Raw genomic sequence first — 23,079 nt, forward strand, 5'->3', positions numbered from 1 at the left:
GCGGGCTCCTAGGGCTTGGCGCCCGGCAGTGTTACAGATGGGGGAGGTTCACACTGGCAGCTCAGGCGCTCGCCGGTGTCGATGTTCATCAGGGTCATGGCGCCGCCCCACACGCAACCGGTGTCGAGGGCGAACACGCCAGGTTCTTCGCATTTGCCTTCCAGGGCCGCCCAGTGACCGAAGATGATCTTCATGTCACGGGTCTTGCGTTCCTTGTGGGCAAACCATGGCTTATAACCGGGCAGCGCAGTGTCGGCGCCTTCCTTGCTCTTGAGGTCCAGCTTGCCTTCGGCGGTGCAGAAGCGCATGCGTGTGAAGTAGTTGGTGATCACGCGCAGGCGGGCCACGCCGGTGAGGTCATTGTCCCACTTGACCGGCTCGTTGCCGTACATGCCGTCGAGGTAGGCGGTGTACAGGTTGTCATCGGCCAGGGCGCTTTCGACTTCGGCGGCGCCCTTGAGGGCTTTCTTCAGCGTCCATTGGGGCGGGATGCCGGCATGCACCAAGGCCATGTTGCGGCCTTCGTCGTAATGCATGAGCTTTTGGCGGCGCAGCCAGTCCAGTAATTCAGTCCTGTCCGGCGCTTCCAGGATCTCGCGCAGGGTGTCGCCTTTTTTCAGGCGTTCGATGTTATTGCCGGCCGCCAGCAGGTGCAGGTCATGGTTGCCCAGCACGCACACCAATGAATCGCGCATCTTATAAAGAAAGCGCAGGGTCTCCAGGGACTCGGGGCCGCGATTGACCAGGTCGCCGACCAGCCACAAGCGGTCGCTCGCCGGGTTGAAGGCTACGCGCTCCAGCAGGCATTTGAGGGGTTCCAGGCAGCCTTGCAGGTCACCGACTGCGTACGTCGTCATCAGTGCAGGGCTCCGGGCACTGCGAGGCGAAACGGCGCGATGATGGCGTCGAACAGTTTTCCGTCGGTGGCTTTCATCTGATACGAGCCCTGCATGGTGCCGACTTTGGAGGTCATCACCGTGCCGCTGCTGTAAGTATGGCTGGCGCCGATGTCGATCAACGGCTGCTGACCAACCACGCCGGCACCACGCACTTCCTCGACCTGGCCGTCGCCATCGGTAATTACCCAGTGGCGCGACAGCAGTTTGGCCGGCACCTGCCCGTTGTTCTTCACCGTGATGGTGTAGGCGAAGGCATAACGGTCGTGTTCAGGTTGCGATTGGTCCGCGAGGAAGCGGGTGACGACGCTGACGTCGATCTGGTAGCGAGGATCGGACATGCAAGAGGCCTTAAGAGCAAAAGCGGAGGACAGCAGATGCGGATCAGTCTAGGCCATGAGCGGGGCACTAGGCCAGACATGTGTCGGGCAGGCGGCAAGCGCTATCGGTATAACGCGGAGCAACTGTGGGGGCGGGCTTACTCGCGAATGCAGTGTGTCAGTCACTGAATGTGTCACTGATGCACTGCATTCGCGGGCAAGCCCGCTCCCACAGTTGTATCGAGTTACAGCTTATTCCACGGTCGGCGCAGGCTGGATCGCAAGCTGATCAGCCAGACGCACAAACGCGGCCAGGTCCAGTTGCTCGGGGCGCAGGCCACCGTCGACACCGGCGGCTTCGATCTCGGCGTTGCTCAGCAGCGCCTTGAGCGTGTTGCGCAGGGTCTTGCGGCGTTGGTTGAACGCTTCGCGTACCACGCGCTCCAGCAACTTGTGGTCCTTGGCCGGATGCGGCAGCACCGCGTGCGGCACCAGGCGCACGATGGCCGAGTCGACCTTCGGCGGCGGGTTGAAGGCGCCAGGGCCGACGTTGAACAGGTGCTCTACGCGGCAATGGTACTGAACCATGATCGACAGACGGCCCCAATCACCACCGCCTGGGCCTGCGGCCAAACGCTCAACCACTTCTTTTTGCAGCATGAAGTGCATGTCGCGGATGATCCCGGCATTGTTCAGCAGGTGAAAAATCAGCGGCGTAGAGATGTTGTACGGCAGGTTGCCGACCACCCGCAGGCTGTTGGGCGCGGCGTTGAGGCTGTTGAAGTCAAACTTCAGCGCATCGCCCTGGTGCAGGTTGAAGTTGGGCATACCGGCGAATTGCTGGTTGAGGATCGGGATCAGGTCCTTGTCCAACTCCACCACGTCCAACTGGCCGCCACTGTTGAGCAGGCCTTGGGTCAATGCGCCCTGGCCCGGGCCGATTTCCAGCAAGCGGTCTTCTGGCTTGGCATGGATGGAACGCAGAATACGGTCGATCACGCCAGCGTCGTGCAGGAAGTTTTGCCCGAAGCGCTTGCGCGCCCGGTGTTGGTAATGCTCAGTCATATACGGGTCTCGGCCATCTGATAGGCGGTTTCCAGGGCCACGTGCAGGCTGCCGGTATCGATCTTGCCGCTGCCCGCCAGGTCCAGGGCAGTGCCATGGTCGACGGAGGTGCGGATGATCGGCAGGCCCAGTGTCACGTTGACTGCGGCGCCGAAGCCTTTGTACTTCAGCACGGGCAGCCCTTGGTCGTGGTACATCGCCAGCACTGCGTCGCAGTGCTCCAGATATTTGGGGGTAAACAGAGTGTCTGCAGGCAATGGGCCGCGCAGGTCCATGCCTTCTTGGCGCAGACGCTCTAATGTCGGTTCAATGATGTCGATTTCTTCATGGCCCAAATGACCGCCTTCACCGGCATGCGGGTTGAGCCCACAAACCAGGATGCGTGGTTGGGCAATGCCGAATTTCTGTTGCAGGTCGGCGTGCAGGATGCGTGTAACGCGCTCCACGCGCTCGGCAGTGATGGCGTCGGCGATATCGCGCAACGGCAAGTGCGTGGTCACCAGCGCTACCCGAAGGCCGCGAGTGGCCAGCATCATCACCACTTGTTCGGTATGGGTCAGTTCGGCGAGGAATTCGGTATGGCCGGAAAAGGCAATGCCGGACTCGTTGATCACGCCCTTGTGCACCGGGGCGGTGATCATACCGGCGAAGTCGCCGTCGATGCAGCCTTGGCCTGCGCGTGTCAGGGTTTCCAGCACAAACGCGGCATTGGCCTTGTTCAGTCGCCCGGCAACCACCTTGGCTGCCAGCGGGGTGTCCCACACATACAGGCTGCCGGCCGGGGCGGGTAGGTCGGGCCAGTTGCCCGGCGCCACGTCCAGCAAGGTGACAGCCACACCCAGCTGCGCGGCCCGCTCAAGGAGCAGGTCGCGACTGGTAATGGCAATCAGGGGGTGTGGCTGAGGGTGCGAGGCGAGCAGCAGGCACAGGTCTGGACCAATGCCGGCCGGCTCGCCGGGTGTTACCGCGAAACGCTGGGGTTTCACTGTGCTGCCTGGTCGGTGCCTGTTTGCTCGGCGCCTGGCAGCTTGTTCTCTACGTAGGCTTCGTCACGGATCTGACGCAACCAGGTTTGCAGCTCTTCGTCGTACTTGCGGTTACGCAGCACGGTCAGGGCTTGTTGCTCGCGGGCCTGGGTGGTGTTGTCGGTGGCGCGGCGGCCAAGGACTTCCAGGACATGCCAGCCATATTGGGTCTTGAACGGCTTGGACAGAACGCCTTGCGGGGTCTTGGCCATGACGTCCTGGAACTCCGGCACCAGCGCTTTCGGGTCGATCCAGTTCAGGTCGCCGCCGTTGAGGGCGGAACCCGGGTCTTCCGAGAAGCTCTTGGCCAGGGTGGCGAAGTCTTCACCGCCTTCGATGCGGTCATAGATCTTCTGGGCCAGCTCCTTGGTTTGCGCCTCGGTACGGATTTCGCTTGGTTTGACCAGGATGTGACGAACATGCACTTCGTCTTTCAGCGAGGTCTCGCCGCCGCGTTTGCCGAGCAACTTGAGGATGATGAAGCCGCCTGGCGTACGCGCTGGCTGGGTGATTTCACCCACATTCATGGCGCTCAGCTCACGGTCGAACGGAGGTGGCAATTGCGCGGCTTTACGCCAGCCCATGTCACCGCCGTCCAGGGCGTTGTCGCTGCCGGACATGGCGATGGCCGTCTGGGCAAAGTCAGCACCGGCTTTCAGGCGATCATAGATAGCCTGGGTTTTCGCCGCAGCGGCATTGAGCTGCTCGGAGCTGGCGCTGTCTGGGGTTGGAACCAGGATATTGGCCAGGTGCAGTTCTTCGGAGAGCTGCATCTTGCCGAGGTCCGAGGCCAGGAAGTTCTTCACTTCCTGCTCAGACACCTGAACGCGCTCCGCTACACGGCGCTGACGCACACGGCTGATGATCATTTCACGCTTGATCTGGTCACGGGCGTCTTCATAAGACAAACCATCGTGGGCCAGGGCAGCCTTGAACTGGTCAATGCTCATGTTATTGCGCTGAGCGATGGTGCCGACGGCCTGGTTCAGTTCTTCGTCCGAAATACGGATGCCGGAGCGCTCGCCGATCTGCAGTTGCAGGTTTTCGACGATCAGGCGCTCAAGTACCTGTGGGTCCAGCACGCTGGTAGGCGGTACGCCGCCGCCACGCTTGGCGATGGTTTGCTGAACTTCCTTGACCCGTTGGTCGAGTTGGCTCTGCATGATCACGTCGTTATCGACGATGGCCACTACCTTGTCCAGCTGTTGAACCGCAGCGTGTGCCGATGCGGCCCCCAGGAACAGCGCGCCCAGCACTAGCGGGCGCAAGCAATCAGAAAGCTTGGTCTTCACGTTCACGATAACCTTCAATGCCTTTGTCGAGGAAGCTCTCTACCTTGGCGCCGGTCAGGCCGCCGAGTCCTTTGAGGACGATCTGGAAGAAGAGCCCGTGGTCACCCTTTTCGTTAAGCGGGGCGATCTGGCTGTATTCGTCGTTGGAAACCCAGTAACGGTTGATGACGCGCAGTTTCCAGCAGCAGTTGTCGTACTCGAAACCACCGAAGGCTTCCAGGGTACGGTTGCGGGCATAGTCATACTGCCAGCGGGTGATCAGGTTCCACTGCGGAATGATCGGCCACATCATCGAGAAGTCGTGTTGCTGGATTTTGTAGTAATCCTTCACGAAACCAGGTTGGCCTTCGGTGCCGAAGTCACCACCGAACTGCCATTTGCCGGTCAGCTGGTTGTAGACCACCTGGTCGTTACGATAGCGGTAGCCGACGTTGATGATCTTGTTCGGGTTATCTTCTGGCTGATAGTGAAGCATCGCGCTGCCGGAACGAGGGCTGTGGCTTTCGGTGTCCCAGTTGTAGTCGGCAGTGGCGCGCCAGTCGCGGTTGTAGCGGTATTCGTATTCAAGGGCGACGGGCGAAACGTTGGATTGTGCATCGGCACGGTCGGACGCAAGAATACCCGGCAATTGAACCTGGCGATCTTTGAAGTACACCGCCTGGCCGACGGAAACGCGCTGACGCTCGAAACCGTTGTCTTCAATCCAGCGGCTGGTTACACCCAGGGACAGCTTGTTCTCATCGCCAATCCGGTCAGTGCCGCTGAAGCGGTTGTCGCGGAACAGCGAGGAGTAGCTGAACGTGTATTCACTGGTGTCGAATACGGGGATATCGCTCTGGTCCTTGTTAGGCACATAGAGATAGTAGGCACGCGGCTCCAGAGTCTGGCGGTAGTCCTTGCCGAACCAGTTAGTATTGCGGTCGAAATACAAACCGCTGTCGATACTGGCGATTGGAATAGCGCGGTCCTGGGAACTCTTGAAGTTGCCACCAGCATAGGGATTAGCTGCAGTCGCTGCCGCCTGTTGCGCGATGATCTGGTTCTTGCCAGTGCTGTCCAGGTCAAGATCGTACTTGGTGTAGACGTACTTGAGCTTCGGCGTAATAAAACCGTAGGTCCAGTTCATCGGGTAATCAACAGCCGGCGCGACGTTCAGGCGAGTACCGTTTGCACGGGTCAGACCCGTAACAAACGTGTCGAGGCGAGGCGAAACCAAGTTGTTCTCATCGGTAAAGGTGCCGTTTTGCAGATTTCGCTCAAACCGAACAGCTTCAGTCTCGTAGGTAAAGTTCACGCCACCCGGATGGTACGGCAGCATCCCGTTGAAGGTGATCTGCGGCAACCGGTCATACGGAGTGATCTGCGAAATCGTCGCCAGTTGATAGGATTGCAGGTTCAATCGTGCCTGGTAGGAGTCGCCGCGATAGGTCACGGAGCCCTGCTGGTTGACGAAATCTCGAGGCTGGATGCCTTCCTGATAAGTTTTCAGATCCTGGAAGAAGTAAGGGTCGCTGATGTTGGTGTAGTCAACCTGAGTTGAAACACGCGAATCCAACCCGCCCTTATGCTGCCAATTGAGCATGTAACGGGTTTTTTCGTAATCAGTCTGATTCTTGCGCTCGTCGCTGTCGTCGTTCAGGTACGCGCCGCCGAACTGACCTTCGCTGGACTTGGTGAGGTAGCGGAATTCGCCTTCCACCATCATGCCGCGCTTGGTCATGTATTGCGGGTACAACGTGGCGTCGTAGTTTGGCGCCAGGTTGAAGTAGTACGGCGTGACCAGTGTGAAGCCGGTTTCGCTGCCGGTGCTGAAGCTTGGCGGCAGGAAGCCGGATTGACGACGGTCGTCGATCGGGAAGTAGATGTACGGGGTGTAGAGGATCGGGATGTTCTTGATCCGCAGCGTCGCGTTGGTGGCCGTACCGAAACCGGTGGCCGGGTTCAACGTGATGTTGTTGCCCTTGAGCTGCCAGGCGTTGCTGTCCGGCTCGCAGGTGGTGTACGTACCGTCCTTGAGACGGATGATCGCGTTTTCGGCACGCTTGGCGTACAGGGCGTTACCGCGAATGCGCGACTTGTGCAGCACGTATTCGGCATTGTCGATCTGGGCCGCGCCGGTATCGAGCTGGACCTCGGCGTGGTCGCCGACGATCAGGGCGCCGTTGTCGCGCAGACGCACATCGCCGTTCAGCTCGCCACGGTTCTCGGCCTGGTACAGGCTGGCTTCCTGAGCCTCCATCTGCATGCTGCCCTGGCGCATGACGACGTCACCGGCCAGGGTCGCAACCTGCTGTTCCTGCTCGTAACGAGACACCTTGGCACCGATGAAGGTCGGCGAATCGCTTTTGTCCGTCTTGTCGTTCATGCCAGGACGGGTCGGCTCGATGTACGCGCCGGAGCAATACGGGCCGGTCTCAGCCAGTTGGGCTGCGGTCAGCTTGTCGCGAGGCACCCAGTCCAGGTGGCTGTAGTCGGCACTGCGCGAACGCAGGCCACGGCCCTTGGACTCGGTGACCAGGGTGGTCTTCGGCTCGGCCGCAGCGGTGCCGCCAGCATCGGCTTGCGCCGTGCTGCCAGCGGCGCTGACGGCTGCACCGTCGTGCACCGGGCGCGGTGGTAACGGGGCTGCGGCGGTTTTTGGCGCGCAATCCCAGGCACCCGAAGCAGAGACTGAGCAGTCATACTGTTCCGCGGCGACCACGAATGAGGTGGCGAAAGGTTGCATGGCCAGCAGACTGCCGGTTACCAGCAACGGAAATTTTCTACGAAACGCGGGGGATTTCAATGCCATCTTATTAGTCCGGGCTTCCTGCGTGCCATCTGCCCGCGGTTTGGGCCGCACGCCTCTCGATGGTCTGAAAAAGATGCGTGATAATAAAGCATGACCCGCTTGACGGCTAGCGCCGTCGGAGACCCTTGTAATGCCCGAGCAAGATCTACGTTTACAACAGCTGAAAGTTTGGCTGGATGAGCAGTTGCCGATCCTTTTCAACGCTCAGGACTGGGGTGTCGTACCTCCGGCCACATTGACCGCGGCCAGCAGCGACGCGAGTTTCAGGCGTTATTTCCGGTGGGAGGGCGGCGGTCGCACGTTCGTCGTCATGGACGCTCCACCGCCCCAGGAAAACTGCAAACCTTTCGTCGATATCGCTGATTTACTCGCGAAATCGGGAATAAATGTGCCAAAAATTTATGCAGAAGATTTGCCGCGCGGGTTTCTTTTGCTCAATGACCTGGGCAGAAAAACCTATCTGGACGTGATTGACGCGCAAAACGCCGATCAATTGTTTGCCGATGCCATCGACGCGTTGCTGGCTTTTCAGCAATTGCCGATGGACGCGCCGCTGCCCAGCTATGACGTGGCCTTGTTGCGCCGTGAGCTGGAATTGTTTCCGGAGTGGTACGTGCGCCGGCATTTGGGTATCGAATTCGACACCCGGCAGCAGGCCTTATGGCAACGCGTCAGCGATCACCTGATCGACAGTGCCCTGGCCCAGCCCAAAGTGCTGGTGCATCGCGACTATATGCCGCGCAACCTGATGATCAGCGCGCCGAACCCCGGCGTGCTGGACTTCCAGGACGCGGTCTACGGCCCGGTCACCTATGACATCACCTGCCTGTTCAAGGATGCGTTTCTCAGCTGGCCCAAGGCGCGTGTGCAGGCGTGGCAACGCGGCTACTGGGAACGTGCTGGCGCTTTGGGCATCCCGGTGCAGGCGGATTTCAACGAGTTCCTGCGGGCCAGTGACCTGATGGGCGTGCAGCGTCACCTCAAGGTCATCGGCATTTTTGCACGCATCTGCCATCGCGATGGCAAGCCACGCTACCTGGCCGATGTGCCGCGTTTCTTTGCTTATATAGAAGCGGTACTGGCCGACCGGCCGGAGCTGGACGAGTTGGGCGAGCTGCTCGCCAGCCTGCGTGAACCAACCGAGGCGCGCGTATGAAGGCGATGATCCTGGCAGCAGGCAAAGGTGAGCGGATGCGCCCGCTCACGTTGCACACGCCCAAACCACTGGTGCAGGCGGGTGGCAAGCGTTTGATCGAGTATCACCTTGAAGCGCTGGCCAAGGCCGGCTTCACCGATATCGTGATCAACCATGCCTGGCTCGGCCAGCAGATTGAAAGCTACCTGGGTGATGGTGCGCAGTTTGGCTTGCGCATTCAGTACTCGCCCGAGGGCGAGCCGCTGGAAACCGGTGGCGGAATTTTCCAGGCGCTGCCGTTGTTGGGCGAGGAGCCTTTTCTGGTGGTCAATGGTGATATCTGGACCGACTACGACTTCAATCTCCTCAAGCAACCGCTCAAGGGCCTGGCTCACCTGGTGATGGTCGATAACCCGGCGCATCACCCTTCTGGCGGCGATTTCTACCTGGACGAAGGTCTGCTTCATGATGCCGCGAGCGGTGCCGATAACCTGACCTTCAGTGGCATTTCAGTACTCGACCCGAAGTTGTTCGCGGGTTGCAGCGCCGGTGCCTTCAAACTGGCGCCGCTGTTGCGGGAGGCCATGGCCAAAGGTCTGGTAACGGGAGAGCACATGACAGGACGCTGGATTGATGTCGGCACGCTGGAGCGTCTGGCGCAGGTTGAAACCTTGCTGACTGCGGGGCAATAAGATGTTGTGGCCAGGGACACTGATCGGTGCCGGGGCTGGCTTTGCCATTGCCAGTATTCCGGGGGCCTTGTTGGGCGCATTGCTGGGGCAGGCACTGGATCGCCGCCTGCAGTTGCACAGCTGGGCGCAATTGCGCGAGCGCCTGGGCGGGCGCCCGGCGTTGCGCAACGACGAATTGCTGTTTGTTTTGTTGGGGCGCCTGGCCAAGAGTAATGGCCGGGTGGTGGAGGGGCATATTCAGCAGGCGCGCCAGGAGATGCGCTCGCTGGACATGAGCGAGCCGGCCCAGCGTCGGGCGATTACCGCGTTCAATCGTGGCAAGTCGGGATCCGACCGAGTGCGCAATTACCTGCGCGTACTCAAAGCCCAACCCCATGCGGCAGAAGGTGTATTGCGTGCATGCTGGCGCATGGCCTGGGCGGACGGCAGGGCCGATGACGCCGAGCGCGACCTGATTGACCTATGGGGTAAGTGGTTGGGGTGGACGCCGCAACAGCTGCAGGCGCTGGCGTCTGATTACGCCCCCGAACGCAAGCCATTGGCCAGTCGTGGCGGGGCGTATCAGGAGGCGTTGCGGATTCTGGGGGTGACGTCCACCAGCGAACCGGCGGCGATCAAACGTGCTTATCGCCGCCTGCTCAGCCGCCATCACCCGGACAAGATCGCCGGCAGTGGCGCGAGCCTGGCGCAAGTGCGTGAGGCCACCGAGCGCACCCGCGAGTTGCACAATGCCTATGCGTTGATTCGTGAGCGGCGGGATTTCAGGTAGCCACCACCATTTGGAAGTGACAACCCAATCAGTGTGGGAGCTGGCTTGCCTGCGATAGCGATGTGTCAGTAACACAGATGTCACTGACAGTCCGCTATCGCAGGCAAGCCAGCTCCCACAGTTGATCGGGTTGCCAGGCTGGATTAGTTGGAGGCCGGCTCCGGGCTCAACCACCCGCGAACCCGTCGATACAGCTGCTCTTGCTCAGCCGCACTGTTGCCCGGCAAGGTCTTGAGTGACACCTGTTTATAGCTGTCATTCTTCGCCCGCTTGGCGGCCTGCATGCGTTCCCGGGCGTTTTTGCGCTCTTGGGCGCCGTCCTGGTAATACACATCCGCCGTCGGCACCTTCAGCGCCGGTGCCAGTTTTTGCAGGTCCGGTTGCCTGGCCGCTGGCGTCTTGCCATCCACCATCACCAACTTCTGCACTTGGGACGGCTGTTTCTCGCTCAGGTAGCGCGCAGCCCACCAGGCGCCGGTGCCGTGGCCGAGCAGTACCACACTGCGGGCGCTCTGGGTTTGGGCAAAGGCAACGGCGGCGTCAATGCGATCAAAGATGCGCTTGGCGTCGGTCTTGTCTTGTTCATCAGCACCAGGCACCACCGCCGGGTCAGTGCCTTCGGCTTCGGCGCTGGCGGCTTGTTCGATCGGTTTGGCGGCCGTGCTGCCGTCTTTGCTGCTGGTGTCGACGGCGGCTTTAGGTGGCTCCATGACCCGTGGCGGCAAGGTGTCGAGGTTCACATCCGGCAGCGACAGACTGAGGGTGCCCCAATTGGCATCGGGCAGCTTGCGCCGTAAGGGCGCGATTGCTTGCGGCCAGTCAGCACTTTCCCCTGCGCCCGGTACGATAATCACCACCCCTTCGGGCTCGGCGCTGTTGGCAGGTTTCCACAGAGCCAGAAATGAGTCGGTGCCGGCCTGCAACTGTTGTTGTTCCTGGCGTGGAAGTTGTCGCTCAAGGGCGTTGGCCTCTTCCTGGCTGCGCTCGGGCAGGGCTTGGCGTTCAACCGGTTTTTCGGCGGTGGGCGCAGGCGCGTCCGCGGCGTGAACAGAAAAGGCGCTGGTAAATAGCAGCGATAGGCACAATGCTGGCAGTGCCGAACGGTGGGTAAAGGGCATCGTTAATTCCCGGCCAGAAGTGATTCCAGCAGCCTAATGGGTTGGTCAGTGTTTGTCAGTGATGTGAGACGTGGATCATGGGTTTTCGCTGTCTGCTGGTTATCGGCTGTGTGTGCTTTGCCTTGATGGCGAATGCCGCGCCTGCGCCTATCGCGCCGCAGGCGCAGCTCAATGCTCAGCAGCGTGAATGGCTGGCGCAGCACCCGCAGTTGCGCGTGGGCCTGGTATTGCAGGCACCGTACGCCCAATACGATCGGCGCCTGCAGCGCTTGTCCGGGGCGAATGTCGAGTTGATGCAATGGCTGGCCAAAGCGCTGAATATCGACCTGACCTGGCGCAATTTCCCCAGCCAGGAGCAATTGGAAGCCGCCGTGCGCGATGGCGAGGTGGATATCGCCCCGGGCCTGCAGCAAACCCCGGCGGGTTTGCGTCTGTGGTTATTCAGCGACCCTTACATGCGCGTGCCTCAGCATATCGTCGGCATTCGCGAGGGCGGCGGCGCGGTGGAGCTGGAAAAGCTTGACGAGCTGTCCCGCGTCGCCGTGCGCATGCCCAGCGCTGTCGCCGATTACCTGCGTAGCAATTATCCCAACCTCAACCTGCAAGGCGTCCCTTTGGAGCGTCAGGCCTTGCAATTGTTGGTGAGCCAGCAGGCGCGTTATGCCGTGGTGGATGAGACGCAATTGAGCCGATTGTCCGGCGAGGCGGAGTTTGCCGGGCTGGCGGTGGTTGGCGATATCGGCCTGCCGCAATTGCTGCGTGTGGCCACGCGCCGTGAGTGGCCGGAGCTGGCGAGCATCATGCAAAGTGCCTTGCGCGCGATACCCGCCCGCGACCTCGACCAATTGCACAGCCGCTGGCTGCAACCCAAATACCCACGGCTGACGGAATCGCCGGGCCTGTGGCAAAACCTCAGCCTGCTCTTGGCGATGTTCCTGCTCGCCAGCCTCGCCGTGGTGGTTTGGCAGCGCCGCCACCAGCGAGTGCTGGAACACAGCTTACTGGCCGCCCGAGAAGAAAGCGCCGCGCGTGCGGCGGGTGCCGAAGCGTTGCGGCTGACGCAGTTCTCCATCGATCAAAGTACGGTCGGCATTCTTTGGGTCAATTGGGACAGCCATGTGCGTTACGCCAACCGCGCCGCCGAAACCATGCTGGGCTACGCCGCGGGCGCGCTGATCGAGCGACCGCTGATCGATTTTGACCCGACCTTGAACATGGACCGCTGGCTCGACGTATGGAAGCGTGCGCGTGCCAGCGAAGAAGGCCCGCAGACCTTCGCCGCCGATTGCGTGCGCGCTGACGGCAGCATCCTGCCGGCGGATGTGTCGTTGAGCTTCCTGCGCTTTGCCGAGGGCGAATACCTGGTGGTTTATCTCAACGACGTCACCGAGCGCCGTCGTTACGTGGCCGCCTTGCAGCAAAGCGAAACACAGCTGCGCGAGCTTTCTGCCCACCTCGAAACCGTGCGCGAAGAGGAAAAGGCGCGTATCGCCCGTGAAGTGCATGACGAGTTGGGTCAAATGCTCACGGTGCTCAAGCTGGAGACCTCGATGTGCGAGCTGGCCTATGCGCAATTGGACCCGGGCTTGACCGAGCGCCTGAACAGCATGAAACGCCTGATCGCCCAGCTGTTCCAGCTTGTCCGGGATGTGGCGACCGCGCTACGCCCGCCGATTCTCGACGCTGGCATCGCCTCGGCGATTGAATGGCAAGCCCGCCGCTTCGAAGCGCGCACGCACATTCCCTGTCTGGTACAAGTCCCGGATAACCTGCCGGCCCTCAGCGATGCCAAGGCAATTGGCCTGTTCCGCATCCTGCAGGAGGCGCTGACCAATGTGATGCGTCATGCCCAGGCGCATACTGTTGAACTGACCCTGACAGTGGAAAACGCCGACTTGCGGCTGACCATCAGCGATGACGGCGTCGGTTTCGTCGAGAACCTCGGCCGCCCGGTATCCTTTGGCGTAGTCGGCATGCGTGAGCGGGTGCTGATGATGGGCGGGCAATTGAGCCTGCACAGCGAACTGGGGGAGGGCACCACCTTGAGTGTCACGGTGCCGTTGGATGCATAACGATAGGAGCAAGCCCCTGTGATTCGCGTATTGGTAGCCGAAGACCACACCATTGTTCGTGAAGGCATCAAGCAATTGATTGGTCTGGCCAAAGACCTGCTGGTGGTCGGCGAGGCCAGCAATGGCGAGCAGTTGCTGGAGACCTTGCGCCATATCGCCTGTGAGGTGGTGTTGCTGGATATCTCGATGCCGGGCGTAAATGGCCTGGAAGCGATTGCGCGCATCCGTGCATTGAGTAACCCGCCCGCGATTCTGGTGCTGTCGATGCACGATGAAGCGCAAATGGCTGCCCGCGCCCTGAAAGTCGGGGCGGCGGGGTATGCCACCAAGGACAGTGACCCGGCGCTGTTGCTGACGGCGATTCGCAAGGTGGCGGCGGGCGGGCGTTACATCGACCCGGACCTGGCGGACCGCATGGTCTTTGAGGTCGGCCTCACCGATACGCGGCCGTTGCACTCGTTACTGTCGGAGCGCGAGTTCTCAGTGTTCGAGCGCCTGGCCCAGGGCGCCAACGTCAATGACATCGCCCAGCAACTGGCGCTGAGCAGCAAGACCATCAGCACCCACAAGGCGCGGTTGATGCAAAAGCTCCATATCACCTCCCTGGCCGAATTGGTGAAGTACGCCATGGAACACAAACTCTTGTAACCCCCTCGATCGTTCCCACGCTCCGCGTGGTAACGCCTCTTGTGACGCTCTGCGTCACGCTTTAGGACGCAGAGCGTCCTGGGCTGCATTCCCACGCGGAGCGAGGGAACGATCAAGCCGGGCTCCTCCAGGTGCGCGTATCTGTTTACGACATAGGCTTTGCCGGCAGACGCTGACGATTGCCGCCGCACTGTTCTCTGCCCGCCATCCGTGTAGGGCAATCCCTACCCCCAATCTTCCATCCTGCTGATGTGATTCTCTCCTCGCCCCCGATTTCCGGGGGCTCGCGCCTGGACTACGCTTTGTGCCACAGCAGTCCAAAACAAAAGGTGCGGGTATGAGCGAGGTGGATTCAAATGATGTGCTGGTCAGCTTTCGTGGCGTGCAGAAGAGCTACGACGGCGAGAACCTGATCGTCAAAGACCTCAACCTGGAGATTCGCAAGGGCGAGTTCCTCACCCTGCTCGGGCCGTCCGGTTCGGGCAAGACCACCAGCCTGATGATGCTCGCCGGTTTCGAGACGCCGACCGCCGGGGAAATTTTGCTCGCCGGGCGCGCTATCAACAACGTGCCGCCGCACAAGCGCGACATCGGCATGGTGTTCCAGAACTACGCGCTGTTCCCGCACATGACGGTGGCAGAGAACCTGGCCTTCCCGTTGTCGGTGCGCGGCTTGAGCAAGACCGATATCAGCGAGCGGGTCAAACGGGTGCTGAGCATGGTCCAGCTGGATGCCTTCGCCCAGCGTTACCCGGCGCAACTCTCCGGCGGTCAGCAACAGCGCGTGGCCTTGGCCCGCGCGCTGGTGTTCGAACCGCAGCTGGTGTTGATGGACGAACCCCTCGGCGCCCTCGATAAACAACTGCGCGAACACATGCAGATGGAGATCAAGCACCTGCACCAGCGCCTCGGCGTGACCGTGGTGTACGTGACCCACGACCAGGGCGAAGCCTTGACCATGTCCGACCGCGTGGCGGTGTTCCACCAGGGCGAGATCCAGCAGATCGCCGCGCCGCGCACGCTGTACGAAGAGCCAAAAAACACGTTCGTCGCCAACTTCATCGGCGAGAACAACCGACTCAATGGCCGCTTGCACAGCCACACCGGCGAACGCTGTGTGGTGGAGTTGGCGCGCGGTGAAAAGGTCGAGGCGCTGGCAGTGAATGTCGGCCAACTCGGCGGCCCGGTGACCCTGTCAGTACGCCCGGAGCGCGTCAGCCTCAATGGCTCCAGTGAGTCCTGCGTCAACCGCTTCTCTGGGCGGGTGGCGGAATTTATCTACCTGGGCGACCACGTGCGTGTGCGCCTGGAAGTCTGCGGCAAGGCCGATTTTTTTGTGAAACAACCGATCGCTGAGCTGGACCCAGCGCTTGCGGTCGGCGACGTGGTACCGATTGGCTGGCAAGTCGAGCACGTTCGCGCACTCGACCCACTTCTAGAGGCGAATTAATCGCCCCATGGCTTCACCAACCCTGCACGTGGAGAGAACAACAATGTTGAGATCCCTTAAATATTCCGCCTTGGCCATCGGCTTGATGGGCGCGACACAGGCCATGGCAGGCCCGGACCTGACGGTCGTATCCTTCGGTGGCGCGAACAAGGCGGCTCAGGTCAAAGCCTTTTACACTCCGTGGGAAAGCGCGGGCAATGGCAAGATCGTCGCCGGTGAGTACAACGGTGAAATGGCCAAGGTCAAAGCCATGGTCGATACCAAGAGCGTGTCGTGGGACTTGGTGGAAGTGGAGTCGCCGGAACTGTCCCGTGGCTGTGACGAAGACATGTTCGAACCGCTCGACCCGAAACTGTTCGGCAATAGCGCCGATTACGTGAAAGGCGCGATTCAGCCCTGCGGCGTGGGCTTCTTTGTGTGGTCCACCGTGCTGGCGTACAACGCCGAAAAGCTTGCCACTGCACCGACCAGTTGGGCGGATTTTTGGGATACCAAGAAATTCCCAGGCAAGCGCGGCCTGCGCAAAGGCGCCAAGTACACCCTGGAATTCGCCTTGATGGCGGACGGCGTGGCCCCCAAAGACGTGTACAAAGTGCTGGCTGGCAAAGACGGCCAGGATCGCGCGTTCAAGAAACTCGACGAACTCAAACCGTCGATCCAGTGGTGGGAAGCCGGCGCACAACCGCCGCAGTACCTGGCCTCGGGTGATGTGGTCATGAGCTCGGCCTACAACGGCCGCATCGCTGCCGTGCAAAAAGAAAGCAACCTGAAAGTGGTGTGGAACGGCGGCATCTACGACTTTGACGCCTGGGCCATCCCTAAAGGCCTGGCCAAGGACCGTGCCGAAGCGGCGAAGAAATTCATCGCCTTCTCGGTGCAGCCGCAACAGCAGAAGACCTACTCGGAAAACATCGCCTACGGCCCGGCCAATACCCAGGCTGTGCCGTTGCTGGCCAAGGATGTGCTGAAAGACATGCCGACCACGCCGGAGAATATCGCCAACCAGGTGCAGATCGATGTGAGCTTCTGGGCGGATAACGGCGAGCAGCTCGAGCAGCGCTTCAATTCCTGGGCGGCCAAGTAACACCGCATATTCCTCTGTGAAAGCAGGCTGGTGTGGGAGCTGGCTTGCCTGCGATGGGATCGACTCGGTCTTTGAGTGACACCGAGGCGATGCCATCGCAGGCAAGCCAGCTCCCACAAAAAAGCACCGCTCACAGGGAACTCTTAGAAGATTTCCGGAGTTTGCCATGGTTATCGCCATTCCCAGCCCCACCCTCAAGCAGCGCCTGGCGCGTGCCGAGCGGCTCAACCGCTGGAAGGCCCAGGCCTTGATTGCGCCGCTGGTGCTGTTTTTGCTGCTGGTGTTCCTGGTGCCGATTGTTGCGCTGCTTTACAAAAGCGTCGGCAACCCGGAAGTGGTGGGCGGTTTGCCGCGTACCGTGGTGGCGGTCAAGACCTGGGACGGTCGCGGCCTGCCGGGTGAGCCGGTGTATCAGGCGCTCAGCGAAGACCTGGGTGAAGCGCGTAAAAACCAGACGCTGGGCGACTTGTCCAAACGCTTGAACATGGAACTGGCCGGCTACCGCAGTCTGTTGACCAAAACCGCGCGGGCGCTGCCGTTTACCGAAGCGCCCGCCTCTTATAAGGAAGCGTTGGAAAACCTCGACGAACGCTGGGGCGACCCGGCGTACTGGCAGGCGATCCGGCGTAATACCAGCAGCCTCACGCCGTACTACCTGCTGGCGGCTGTCGATCACCGTATCAATGACCTTGGCGAAGTCGCCCCGGCCACGCCTGACCAGGCCATCTACCTGGACATCTTCGCCCGCACGTTCTGGATGGGCTTGGTAATAACCTTCATCTGCCTGCTGCTGGCCTACCCGTTGGCCTATTTGCTGGCCAACCTGCCGGCACGCAAAAGTAACCTGCTGATGATTCTGGTATTGCTGCCGTTCTGGACCTCAATCCTGGTAAGGGTGGCGGCGTGGATTGTATTGCTGCAGTCCGGTGGGCTGATCAACAGCGCATTGATGGGCATGGGGCTGATCGATAAACCCATGGAGCTGGTGTTTAACCGCACCGGGGTTTACATCTCGATGGTGCACATCCTGTTGCCCTTCATGATTTTGCCGATTTACAGCGTGATGAAAGGCATCTCGCCCACGTATATGCGTGCAGCGATTTCCCTGGGTTGCCACCCGTTTGCCAGTTTCTGGCGTGTGTACTTCCCGCAGACTTATGCCGGTGTCGGCGCCGGTTGCCTGCTGGTGTTTATCCTGGCGATTGGTTACTACATCACCCCGGCGCTGCTCGGCAGCCCGAACGACCAGATGGTCAGCTATTTCGTCGCGTTCTACACCAACACCAGCATCAATTGGGGTATGGCCACGGCGCTGGGCGGCTTGCTGCTGCTGGCGACCGTCGTGCTGTACCTGATCTACAACCGTCTGGTCGGCGCCAGTCGCCTGCGCCTGAGCTGAGGAGAGTTGGCGATGCTGAGCCCTTATATGTCACCCGTGGAGCGGGTGTGGTTCTACAGCTTGCGGATCCTGTGTGGCTTGATCCTGCTGTTCCTGATCTTGCCGGTGCTGGTGATTATCCCGCTGTCGTTCAACAGCGGCAGTTTCCTGGTGTACCCGCTGCAAGGCTTCTCGTTGCACTGGTATCAGGACTTCTTCGCCTCGGCCGAGTGGATGCGTGCATTGAAGAACAGCATCATTGTGGCCCCGGCGGCCACGGTGCTGGCGATGGTGTTCGGTACGCTGGCGGCGATTGGCCTGACGCGCGGCAACTTCCCCGGCAAGGCGTTGGTCATGGCCTTGGTGATTTCGCCGATGGTGGTGCCTGTGGTGATCATTGGCGTGGCCAGCTATCTGTTCTTTGCTCCACTGGGGCTGGGCAACAGCTTCCTCTCGCTGATTGTGGTACATGCCGTGCTGGGTGTGCCGTTTGTGATCATCACCGTGTCGGCGACGTTGCAGGGCTTCAACCACAACCTGGTGCGGGCGGCGGCCAGCCTGGGCGCCTCGCCGCTGACCGCGTTTCGCCGTGTGACCTTGCCGTTGATCGCGCCTGGGGTGATTTCCGGGGCATTGTTTGCCTTCTCGACGTCCTTTGATGAAGTGGTAGTGACGCTGTTTCTCGCCGGCCCCGAGCAAGCGACTTTGCCGCGCCAGATGTTCAGCGGCATCCGCGAAAATTTAAGCCCGACGATTGCCGCAGCGGCAACTTTGCTGATTGCGTTCTCGGTGCTGCTGTTGCTGACCCTTGAGTGGCTGCGAGGCCGCAGCGAGAAACTGCGCACCGCGCAAGTCTAAAGGTCGAAACCGGATCAAATGTGGGAGCTGGCTTGCCTGCGATAGCATCAACTCGGTATGTCAGGAAAACCGAGGCGGTCGCATCGCAGGCAAGCCAGCTCCCACACCGACCGAGCCATTCAGTGCGTGAATGCTGGGCAACCTGAAATACCCGGCTATTCTTGTGCCAGCCCATCATTAATAAGAGGCCGCGCACATGAGTACTTCCTCATTCAAGATCGCCCACAAACTGCTGACCGGCGCTGGCGCCATCGAACAACTGGCCGCCGAGCTCACGCGTCTTGATGTGGATAACCCGTTGATCGTTACCGATGCCGCGCTGGTCAAGTCCGGCACCGTGGCGCTGGCGCTCGAGCACCTGGGCGAGCGCACTTATGAGATTTTCGACCGTGTGCTGCCCGACCCGGAAATCGCGATCGTCGAGGACTGCATGCGCGTGTACCGCGAGGGCGGGCATGACGGCCTGATCGGCGTGGGCGGTGGCAGTGCCATCGACATCGCCAAGAGTGTCGCGGCCTATGCCGGTTACCACGGCGCGCTGGCGGACTTGTTCGGCGTCGACCAGGTGCCGCGCAAAGGCCCGCCGCTGATCGCCATCCCGACCACGGCCGGCACCGGTTCGGAGGTGACCAATGTGGCGATTCTCTCCGACAAGGCCGCACAACTGAAAAAAGGCATCGTCAGCGATTACTTATTGCCGGATGTTGCGCTGATCAGCCCGCAAATGACCCTCACGTGCCCGCGCAGTGTCACCGCCGCCAGTGGCGTGGATGCGCTGGTGCATGCCATCGAGTCCTACCTGTCGCTGAATGCCTCGCCGATCACTGACGCGCTGGCCATCGGCGCGATCAAGCTGATCGCCAATGCGCTGCCCAAGGCCTACGCCAACCCTGCCAACCTGCAGGCCCGCGATGATATGGCCACCGCCAGCCTGATGGCCGGCATGGCGTTCGGCAATGCTGGCGTCGGCGCAGTGCATGCCTTGGCGTACCCGCTGGGCGGGCGATTCAATATTGCTCACGGCGTGAGCAATGCGCTGTTGCTGCCTTACGTGATGCACTGGAACAAACTGGCCTGCGTGGAGCGCATGCAGGACATTGCCCAAGCCATGGGCGTGAATACCGCCGGGCTCAGCGTCAACGACGCCGCCGATCAGGCGGTCGAGGCGATGACGCGGCTATGTGCCGCCGTGGAAATCCCGGCAGGGCTGCGCAGCTTTGGTGTGCCGGAAGACGCGATCCCCGCCATGGCGACGGAAGCGGCGGGTATCGAGCGCCTGATGCGCAACAACCCGCGCAAGCTCAGCGCGGCGGATATCGAGAAAATCTACCGGGCGGCATACTGACCATTGAGTTAGGTCACGGTGTGCTGGGTAAAGCATGAGGTATACAATGCGCGCCATCGTGATTTAGCTCAAAAAGGTGCGTCATGCAGCCCTTCGTTATCGCTCCATCGATTCTCTCCGCCGACTTCGCCCGCCTGGGTGAGGAAGTGGACAAGGTATTGGCCGCCGGTGCCGACTTCGTGCACTTCGATGTCATGGACAACCACTATGTGCCCAACCTGACCATCGGCCCGATGGTCTGCGCGGCACTGCGCAAGTACGGCATTACTGCGCCGATCGATGCGCACCTGATGGTCAGCCCGGTGGACCGCATCGTCGGTGACTTCATCGAGGCCGGCGCCACCTACATTACCTTCCATCCGGAAGCCACGCTGCACGTCGACCGCACCCTGCAACTGATCCGCGAAGGCGGTTGCAAGGCCGGCCTGGTGTTCAACCCGGCCACGCCGTTGAGCGTGCTGGAGTACGTGATGGACAAGGTCGACATGGTCTTGCTGATGAGCGTCAACCCGGGCTTCGGCGGGCAGAAGTTCATCCCCGGCACACTGAACAAGCTGCGCGAAGCGCGCGCGCTGATCGATGCGTCGGGCCGTGATATCCGCCTGGAAATCGACGGTGGGGTCAACGTCAACAATATTCGCGAAATCGCCGCCGCTGGCGCTGACACCTTTGTGGCTGGCTCGGCGATCTTCAACGCCCCCAACTACCAGGAAGTCATCGACAAGATGCGGGCCGAACTGGCGCTGGCGCGTCCATGAGCGGTTTTGAGCAGTTGTTCCCCGGCAAACTGCCACGGCTGGTGATGTTCGATCTGGACGGTACGTTGATCGATTCGGTGCCAGACCTGGCGGCGGCGGTGGACGAGATGCTGCTCAAGCTGGGGCGTAAGCCGGCGGGCATCGAGGCGGTGCGTGAGTGGGTCGGCAACGGCGCGCAGATGCTGGTGCGTCGGGCCTTGGCCAACCATATTGATGCCGAAGGTGTGGATGAGGTTGAGGCCGAGCACGCCCTGGAACTCTTCAATGTTGCCTATGAAAGCAGCCATGAGCTCACCGTGGTTTACCCCGGCGTGCGCGACACGCTCAAGTGGCTGCACAAGCAAGGCGTGGAGATGGCGCTGATCACCAACAAGCCGGAGCGCTTTGTCGCGCCGCTGTTGGACCAGATGAAAATCGGCCGGTATTTCCGCTGGATCATCGGCGGCGACACCTTGCCGCAGAAAAAGCCTGACCCGGCGGCGCTGTTCTTTGTGATGAAAATGGCCAATATTCCGGCCTCGCAATCGTTGTTTGTCGGCGATTCGCGCAGTGATGTGCAAGCCGCCAAAGCCGCTGGCGTGCAGTGTGTGGCGCTGAGCTACGGCTACAACCACGGCCGACCGATCGCCGAGGAGTCGCCGGCGCTGGTGATTGATGATCTGCGACTGCTAATCCCCGGTTGCTTGGGAGCGGGCGCTGAGATAACGTTGCCCGACATCGAATCAACCCCTTCTGGAAATTCCATCGTGGTGGTCACTCGCAAACTCTGGATGAAAGTCATCAAGGCCCTGGCCCGCTGGCGTTGGCGCGCCTGACTGATCCTGGCCGCGTTGCGGCACGTTTGCACACCTGACCGTTTGACCCTCAAGCCACGAGGCACCTCATGATCCGCGAAGAATTCCTGCGTTTGGCCACTGCCGGCTATAACCGTATCCCCATGGCCTGCGAAACCCTGGCTGACTTCGATACGCCGCTGTCGATCTACCTCAAACTGGCCGACAAGCCCAATTCCTACCTGCTTGAATCGGTGCAGGGCGGCGAGAAGTGGGGCCGTTACTCGATCATCGGCCTGCCGTGCCGCACCGTGCTGCGTGTGCATGACCACCATGTGAGCATCACCCATGATGGCGTCGAGATCGAAAGCCATGACGTGGAAGACCCGCTGGCGTTCGTCGAAACCTTCAAGGCGCGCTACAACGTGCCGACCATTCCCGGTCTGCCGCGTTTCAACGGTGGCCTGGTGGGGTATTTCGGCTACGACTGCGTGCGCTACGTAGAAAAACGCCTGGGCAAATGCCCGAACCCGGACCCGCTGGGCGTGCCGGACATTCTGCTGATGGTCTCCGACGCGGTGGTGGTGTTCGACAACCTCGCCGGCAAGATGCACGCGATTGTCCTCGCCGACCCGTCCCAGGCCGATGCCTTCGAGCAAGGCCAGGCTAGCCTTGAGGCATTGCTGGAGAAACTGCGTCAGCCGATCACCCCACGCCGTGGCCTGGACCTCAGCCGTCCGCCGGCCGCCGACCCGATCTTTCGTTCAAGCTTTACCCAGGATGACTACGAGCGCGCGGTCGACACCATCAAGGAATACATCCTTGCCGGTGACTGCATGCAGGTGGTGCCGTCGCAACGCATGTCCATCGACTTCAAGGCGGCGCCAATTGATCTGTACCGCGCGCTGCGGTGCTTCAACCCGACGCCGTACATGTACTTCTTCAACTTCGGAGACTTCCACGTGGTGGGCAGTTCGCCGGAAGTGCTGGTGCGGGTCGAAGACAACCTCATCACCGTGCGCCCGATAGCCGGCACACGCCCGCGTGGCGCGACCGAAGAGGCCGACCTGGCGCTGGAAGAAGACCTGCTGAGTGACGACAAGGAAATTGCCGAACACTTGATGCTGATCGACCTGGGCCGCAACGACACCGGTCGGGTTTCGGAAATCGGTTCGGTGAAGCTCACCGAGAAGATGGTCATCGAGCGGTATTCCAACGTGATGCACATTGTGTCCAACGTCACCGGCGAGCTGAAAGCCGGGTTGACCGCGATGGACGCACTGCGGGCGATTCTGCCGGCGGGCACTTTGTCGGGCGCGCCGAAGATTCGCGCGATGGAGATCATCGACGAACTGGAGCCGGTCAAGCGTGGTGTGTATGGCGGCGCCGTGGGATATTTCGCCTGGAACGGCAATATGGACACTGCGATTGCGATCCGCACCGCCGTGATCAAGGACGGCGAGCTGCATGTGCAGGCGGGTGGCGGGATTGTGGCTGACTCGGTGCCGGCCCTGGAATGGGAAGAAACCCTGAACAAACGCCGCGCGATGTTCCGGGCTGTGGCGTTGGCAGAGCAAACGCCGCAAAGCTAAAGTCAGACATTGGATAAC

At 61.0% G+C, this 23,079-nt stretch carries 20 protein-coding genes; 13 read left to right on the forward strand and 7 right to left on the reverse strand.

From position 1 onward, the window contains the following. Positions 1-8 precede the first annotated feature (8 nt). The 6 genes from AOA62_RS29385 to AOA62_RS29410 all read right to left on the reverse strand — a co-directional run bounded on the left by AOA62_RS29385 (position 9) and on the right by AOA62_RS29410 (position 7,389). Positions 9-857, reverse strand: a complete 849-nt coding sequence (locus AOA62_RS29385; protein ID WP_099550419.1) for a symmetrical bis(5'-nucleosyl)-tetraphosphatase — start codon at positions 855-857, stop codon at positions 9-11. Next, entirely contained in the window at positions 857-1,237 is a 381-nt protein-coding gene (gene apaG / locus AOA62_RS29390) for a Co2+/Mg2+ efflux protein ApaG (protein WP_017138061.1), read from the reverse strand. The genes AOA62_RS29385 and apaG overlap by 1 nt, the downstream gene beginning before the upstream one ends. A gap of 231 nt (positions 1,238-1,468) precedes the next feature. Further along, a complete protein-coding gene (gene rsmA / locus AOA62_RS29395; protein WP_056857851.1) occupies positions 1,469-2,281 on the reverse strand; it encodes a 16S rRNA (adenine(1518)-N(6)/adenine(1519)-N(6))-dimethyltransferase RsmA in 813 nt (270 codons plus the stop codon). Then, entirely contained in the window at positions 2,278-3,267 is a 990-nt protein-coding gene (gene pdxA, locus AOA62_RS29400; RefSeq protein ID WP_099550420.1) for a 4-hydroxythreonine-4-phosphate dehydrogenase PdxA, read from the reverse strand. Before pdxA ends, rsmA begins: the two co-directional genes overlap by 4 nt. Continuing rightward, positions 3,264-4,604, reverse strand: coding sequence for a peptidylprolyl isomerase (locus tag AOA62_RS29405; RefSeq protein ID WP_017138064.1), 1,341 nt, complete (start codon positions 4,602-4,604; stop codon positions 3,264-3,266). The genes pdxA and AOA62_RS29405 overlap by 4 nt, the downstream gene beginning before the upstream one ends. Further along, positions 4,579-7,389, reverse strand: coding sequence for an LPS-assembly protein LptD (locus tag AOA62_RS29410; RefSeq protein ID WP_099550421.1), 2,811 nt, complete (start codon positions 7,387-7,389; stop codon positions 4,579-4,581). The genes AOA62_RS29405 and AOA62_RS29410 overlap by 26 nt, the downstream gene beginning before the upstream one ends. 130 nt (positions 7,390-7,519) lie before the next feature. On the opposite strand from AOA62_RS29410, the gene AOA62_RS29415 reads away from it, so the two are divergent. The 3 genes from AOA62_RS29415 to AOA62_RS29425 are packed head-to-tail and all read left to right on the forward strand — an operon-like array spanning position 7,520 to position 9,985. Beyond that, entirely contained in the window at positions 7,520-8,545 is a 1,026-nt protein-coding gene (locus AOA62_RS29415) for an aminoglycoside phosphotransferase family protein (RefSeq protein WP_099550422.1), read from the forward strand. Beyond that, entirely contained in the window at positions 8,542-9,216 is a 675-nt protein-coding gene (gene murU / locus AOA62_RS29420; RefSeq protein WP_099550423.1) for an N-acetylmuramate alpha-1-phosphate uridylyltransferase MurU, read from the forward strand. The genes AOA62_RS29415 and murU overlap by 4 nt, the downstream gene beginning before the upstream one ends. A gap of 1 nt (position 9,217) precedes the next feature. Beyond that, on the forward strand, positions 9,218-9,985 hold the full coding sequence (locus AOA62_RS29425; RefSeq protein WP_017138068.1) for a TerB family tellurite resistance protein: 768 nt from the start codon (positions 9,218-9,220) through the stop codon (positions 9,983-9,985). 143 nt (positions 9,986-10,128) lie between these two features. Here the strand turns inward: AOA62_RS29425 and AOA62_RS29430 are convergent, their stop codons facing one another. Continuing rightward, on the reverse strand, positions 10,129-11,103 hold the full coding sequence (locus AOA62_RS29430) for an alpha/beta hydrolase family protein (RefSeq protein ID WP_099550424.1): 975 nt from the start codon (positions 11,101-11,103) through the stop codon (positions 10,129-10,131). 77 nt (positions 11,104-11,180) lie between these two features. Here AOA62_RS29430 and AOA62_RS29435 point away from each other — a divergent pair, with 77 nt between their 5' ends. The 10 genes from AOA62_RS29435 to trpE all read left to right on the forward strand — a co-directional run bounded on the left by AOA62_RS29435 (position 11,181) and on the right by trpE (position 23,061). After that, on the forward strand, positions 11,181-13,175 hold the full coding sequence (locus AOA62_RS29435) for a transporter substrate-binding domain-containing protein (protein WP_099550425.1): 1,995 nt from the start codon (positions 11,181-11,183) through the stop codon (positions 13,173-13,175). A gap of 18 nt (positions 13,176-13,193) precedes the next feature. Then, entirely contained in the window at positions 13,194-13,823 is a 630-nt protein-coding gene (locus tag AOA62_RS29440; RefSeq protein WP_017138071.1) for a response regulator transcription factor, read from the forward strand. Positions 13,824-14,160: 337 nt separating this feature from the next. Beyond that, a complete protein-coding gene (locus AOA62_RS29445; protein WP_017138072.1) occupies positions 14,161-15,273 on the forward strand; it encodes an ABC transporter ATP-binding protein in 1,113 nt (370 codons plus the stop codon). 43 nt (positions 15,274-15,316) lie between these two features. Next, positions 15,317-16,357, forward strand: coding sequence for an ABC transporter substrate-binding protein (locus AOA62_RS29450; RefSeq protein WP_099550426.1), 1,041 nt, complete (start codon positions 15,317-15,319; stop codon positions 16,355-16,357). Between the two features lie 166 nt (positions 16,358-16,523). After that, entirely contained in the window at positions 16,524-17,756 is a 1,233-nt protein-coding gene (locus AOA62_RS29460) for an ABC transporter permease (RefSeq protein ID WP_017138074.1), read from the forward strand. A gap of 12 nt (positions 17,757-17,768) precedes the next feature. Next, positions 17,769-18,593 (forward strand): ABC transporter permease, encoded by an 825-nt coding sequence (locus AOA62_RS29465; protein ID WP_017138075.1) that lies wholly within the window; start codon positions 17,769-17,771, stop codon positions 18,591-18,593. A gap of 196 nt (positions 18,594-18,789) precedes the next feature. After that, positions 18,790-19,938, forward strand: a complete 1,149-nt coding sequence (locus tag AOA62_RS29470) for an iron-containing alcohol dehydrogenase (protein ID WP_017138076.1) — start codon at positions 18,790-18,792, stop codon at positions 19,936-19,938. Between the two features lie 83 nt (positions 19,939-20,021). Next, positions 20,022-20,696, forward strand: a complete 675-nt coding sequence (gene rpe, locus AOA62_RS29475; protein WP_017138077.1) for a ribulose-phosphate 3-epimerase — start codon at positions 20,022-20,024, stop codon at positions 20,694-20,696. Further along, the gene (locus tag AOA62_RS29480; RefSeq protein ID WP_017138078.1) at positions 20,693-21,511 is read left to right on the forward strand and encodes a phosphoglycolate phosphatase; all 819 of its coding nucleotides are present in this window, start codon (positions 20,693-20,695) and stop codon (positions 21,509-21,511) included. Before rpe ends, AOA62_RS29480 begins: the two co-directional genes overlap by 4 nt. Before the next feature lie 68 nt (positions 21,512-21,579). After that, positions 21,580-23,061 carry an anthranilate synthase component I gene (gene trpE / locus AOA62_RS29485; RefSeq protein ID WP_017138079.1) on the forward strand — a complete coding sequence of 494 codons (1,482 nt, stop codon included), beginning with the start codon at positions 21,580-21,582 and terminating at the stop codon, positions 23,059-23,061. Positions 23,062-23,079: the final 18 nt, after the last annotated feature.

Source organism: Pseudomonas sp. 2995-3 (genome assembly GCF_002742565.1).
Lineage (GTDB): Bacteria > Pseudomonadota > Gammaproteobacteria > Pseudomonadales > Pseudomonadaceae > Aquipseudomonas > Aquipseudomonas edaphica.